The sequence below is a fragment of the Arenibacter nanhaiticus genome, assembly GCF_900141935.1.
Lineage (GTDB): Bacteria > Bacteroidota > Bacteroidia > Flavobacteriales > Flavobacteriaceae > Arenibacter > Arenibacter nanhaiticus.
The window spans coordinates 1-4670 of the sequence record NZ_FQYX01000001.1 but is presented as its reverse complement, the minus strand read 5'-3'; the positions used below and the strand labels follow the sequence as shown (position 1 = coordinate 4670).

Below are 4670 nucleotides of genomic sequence, written 5' to 3'. Positions count from 1 at the left end.
CCCTATACCTATAGCATTGACGGCACCAATTTTGGTGCATCCAATTCTTTTGCTGGACTTAAGGACGGGAATTATACCCTTACCGTTAAGGATGCCAATGATTGTACTGCCACCAGGCCTATCACCATTGACCCCCTGACCCCGCCGACCGATATTACTTTTAGTGCAACGGCGCCAAACTGCCCAACCCAAACTTCCGATGTGACGCTTACGGTAACTGGAGGAAGCGGCGCTTTGACCTATGAAATTATTGCCCCAGCCGCTGTGGCCAACGGCAACAACAATATATTTACCGACCTGGCCCCGGATACCTATACTTTTAGGGTGACCGATGCCAAAGGGTGTTTCTACGACGAAAACTTTACCATAACACCAGTAGCTCCTATAGACGTTACAGGAAATTCAACCAAAGACGTCAGTTGCCAAGGCAGTGCCGATGGTAGTATTCAGTATCAGGTAACCGGATTTACGACTACTTATAGCTATTCGGTAAGCGGACCAACGACTATACCGTCACAAACTGGTATCGCTAGCAATTCCCTAAACTTTAATAGTCTTTTAGCCGGTAATTATACCATATCGGTGACTGATGATACCACCAACTGTACCGATACAGCTACTGTTACCGTTAATGAGCCAGTAGCGGCCATGGCCTTTACGCATGTAGTAAGCCCTAAAACCTGCCTCGATGATGGTTCCGTGACTATTACGGCTACCGATGGCTGGGGAGGATATATCTATGAAATTGAACAACCAGACAGTACTGTTTTAGGTCCACAAGCAAACAATACCTTCACTGGACTTAGCCAAGATGGAACTTATACCATCCGTGTTACCGATGCCGGTGGATGTGTCTTAACAGATACTTTTGATATTACAACTCCTGCCAATCCCATTGCCAGTATAGATGCCACATCTGACCTTTGCTATTCCTCTTCTAAACTTGCCACAGTGGTGGTAGGTGCCAGTGCAGGAAAAGCTCCTTATTATTACAGTATCAACGGTGGTCCAACCCAGACTTCTAATACATTTGCAGACCTAACTCCCGCTACCTATGACTTTACGGTTATGGATAGCAATGGATGTACAGATACCGTACAGTTCACTATTGAACCAGAACTTACTGCCAATGCCGTGCTTACAAAGGACCTTGACTGTTCTGTTAGTCCAAATGCCGAAATAAATGTAGCCGTAAGTGGTGGCTATCCTGCCTATACCTACGAAGTAAATGTAAACGGTGCTGGATATGTGGCCTATACAGGTGGCTTCCCGTATAGTAGCGCTACTGCAGGTACTTATAGGTTTAGAATAACCGACTCCAGAGGTTGTATTACGCAATCTAACACAGTGACCGTTACACCGGCCAACAATCCTGTTATTACAAGCGTAACCCCTACCCATGTCCTTTGTAATGGGGACAATACAGGATCATTAGACATTGTTGTTGATACTAGTGTGGGGGTGGCTCCGTATACCATTCAGATTTTAGAAACTATTTCAGGTACCGATTATGGTAACCGGACCAATGGATTACCGGCCGGAGATTATCAAATTACCTTGACCGATGATAAGGGATGTTCTGTAACAACCAATGAAACAATTTCAGAACCTACGGCAATAACCCCCAATATTACACACACAAACTTATCTTGTTCTGCAACCTCAAACATTATGGGCACCATTACAGTTGATGCCAGTGGTGGAACATCGACTTATATCTATGAAATAAACAACAATGATTATTCCTATACCGATTCCTATGATACGGCATCCGGGACAAATGACCATACTTTCTCTGGGCTCAATTTTGGTGATTATACTATTAGGATAATTGACAGTAATGGTTGTGAAAATACTTCTACAGTAACGATTACCACCGGTCCAGATGTTCTTATAACAACCTCTGGTGCTGCGGGATGTCTTCCTGGAAGTGGTGAAATGTTGGTAGAAGCTGCTGCAAGTAATGGAACCTTAGGAACAGGAACTTTCTATTTTGCCATCTTTCCGGCACCTGCATTTAATGCGGCCGATCCGGCTTGGTACCCCGAGGATGCCTTTCCTGCACCGGATAATTCCCATAATTTTACAGGCTTAACCCCTGGGGTTACCTATACCTTTGTGGTGTACGATACCGACACCGCTTGCGAATATACCCAAGAAGCGACCGTACCAGTTGCATCTAGCTCCTCCTTAATATCAACCGTAGATGCTGCTACCAATGTAAGTTGCTTTGGTGCTGCGGACGGTACCGTAGAATTTACCTTTCACAGTTATACCGGTACTCAGGTAGACTTTGAAATTTTCAATGCAACAACCCATACTTCCACCGGAATTTCCGGTAGTTCCACAGCCCTTATACCAGGTGCTTCAAGAACCGAAACCTTGAGTAGTATTGCTCCAGGTGACTATTATATATTATTCACCGAAGTTAATGGTGCTGGTTGTGTTAGCGCGTCTGACACCTTTATAATAGAGCAGTCTCCTGCCTCATTAGAGATTACGGCTACGGCTACAAATGCCAATAGCTGTAAAAATAATTCAGGGACTATTACGGCCAAGGCAAAATACGGGCAGGGCCCATACTTATTCCAATTGGAATTGGCTTCGGCAGTGGCTCCTACCGCAACAACATGGACAGGAACCAATACCACAGGAATATTTAATAATAACGCAGAAACCTATAGGGTATATGTTAAAGATGCTAACAATTGTATACAATCTGTTGCTGTCACCGTTGTTGAAGATCCTTCTCCGGCCATTAGCTTATCGGTACCCAACCAATGTGCGACAGTAGAAGGTGATTTTACTATTGAAGTGGAATTGACCAATGCTGGAGTACAACCGTATTTCCTTAGCTTGGATGGTGGTGCATTTCAGCCAGTGACCTTCTCTGGTGCGCCAAATACATTTAGTTTTACCGGATTAAGTTCTGGAACCCATACCGTAATCATTAGGGATGCCAATGGTTGTGGCAACACGCAAAATATAGATATCTACCCTCCAACCTCATTATCTGCCGAAGTATCGGTAACGCCATCCTGTGATGCCTTACTTATGGATGACGGGGAAATTAAGCTAAAAGCTTATGGCGGTAACATATTAAATTACAGATTTGAGCTCAGGGATACATCAGACAATATCATTCGACCTAAGCAAATATCTCCTACATTCAGTGGTCTTACCCCAGGAACCTATAGAGCATATGTATATGATAATGTTGCCGTGGGTTGTGATGCCTCTGTAGAAATTACCTTAGAGGTTCCAAAGGCCGTAGTTGCCGCAATTGGAGAGATAAAAGATATTAGTTGCTATGGTGCCAATGATGGTTCAATTATCGTGAACCTAGACCCGAGTATGGACAATCCGCCCTACACCTATCAATTATTTGATAGTACAGGTTTGACCCCATTATCTTTACCAAGGTTTTCCAATGTTTTTAAAAACCTATCTCAGGGCGATTATATCGTACGGGTCAGGTCTGTAAGACTTTGTAAAACGGACCTTCCCTTTACTATTGACGAACCTAGTGAATTAGTGGCGAGCGCCAGTGCCACCAATTTTGCCTGTGCAGCCGACAATTCCGTATCACAAGCGGTGATTACAGCTGATATTCCTACAACAGGGACAGCTCCTTATACATACAGTATTGATGGCATAAATTTCTTTGCTTCCAATACTTTTAATATATCCGATACCGGTGTCAGTCAATCTTTTAATGTTACCGTCAAAGACGCTAACGGATGTACCGATACGGATACGGTGACTATAAATCCATTACCCACTATTACCGATGTAACCGTAGCCCAACAAACTGCCATTACTTGTGATAATGACGAAGAGGTACTATTAACCGTAACCGGTGGATCGGGCGACTTTACCTATGAATTGTTGCCTTTGGGTAATCCGATAGGTACACAGACTTCGGTAGCAGGCGCTACTGCTACCTATGAGCTGACCACTACGGGGGATTATACCTTTAGGGTGACCGATAATGTGACCGGGTGTTATTTCACTACAGCGCCCTATACAGTCGCTCCTTATAACACCATAAAGGTAAACGCTACCGCTACGCAAGCAGTAAGTTGTTTTGGCGGTAATGACGGTGAAGTGGAGATTAACCTGAGCGGTTACACCGGAAACTATTCCTATGAGGTATTCTACAGCAATGGAACCTCAACTACGATTACCAATACAGGTGTTGCCCCAGGCGTATTGGCCATTCCGAATATGAGTGCCGGTAATTATTATGTAGAAATAACGGCTACCGACACTCCGTTCTGTGATATTGTTTCCAATACCGTGACCATTGCATCTCCGGCAGCAGCCTTAAATCTGTCGGTAACCAAAAACGTCCCTGCCAACTGCAACATTGGTGCACAAGTAACCGTAAAAGCAAGTGGTGGAACGCCAGCCTATACCTATGCCTTTGTAGAAGACGGAGTGGCTCCGGCTCTTGCGAACTATACCGCTAACGCCAGTGCTGTCCTAGATCCTGCTACAAACCTTAATTGGGACGTGTGGGTTAAAGATACCAATGACTGTACTTTTATGATCGATGTGGTTATCGCCGCAGATGCCATGCCTACCGTTACCGCCCCAGCCTTTGCTGCCGATCAATGTACCTCAACAGGGAACAAATATTCCTTTACCGCGACCGGTACCGGTGTAGC

Annotated in this window: 1 pseudogene; it reads left to right on the top strand. The window is 44.6% G+C overall.

From position 1 onward, the window contains the following. Positions 1 to 4670: pseudogene (locus tag BUA16_RS18535) on the top strand (hypothetical protein); the annotation flags it as partial.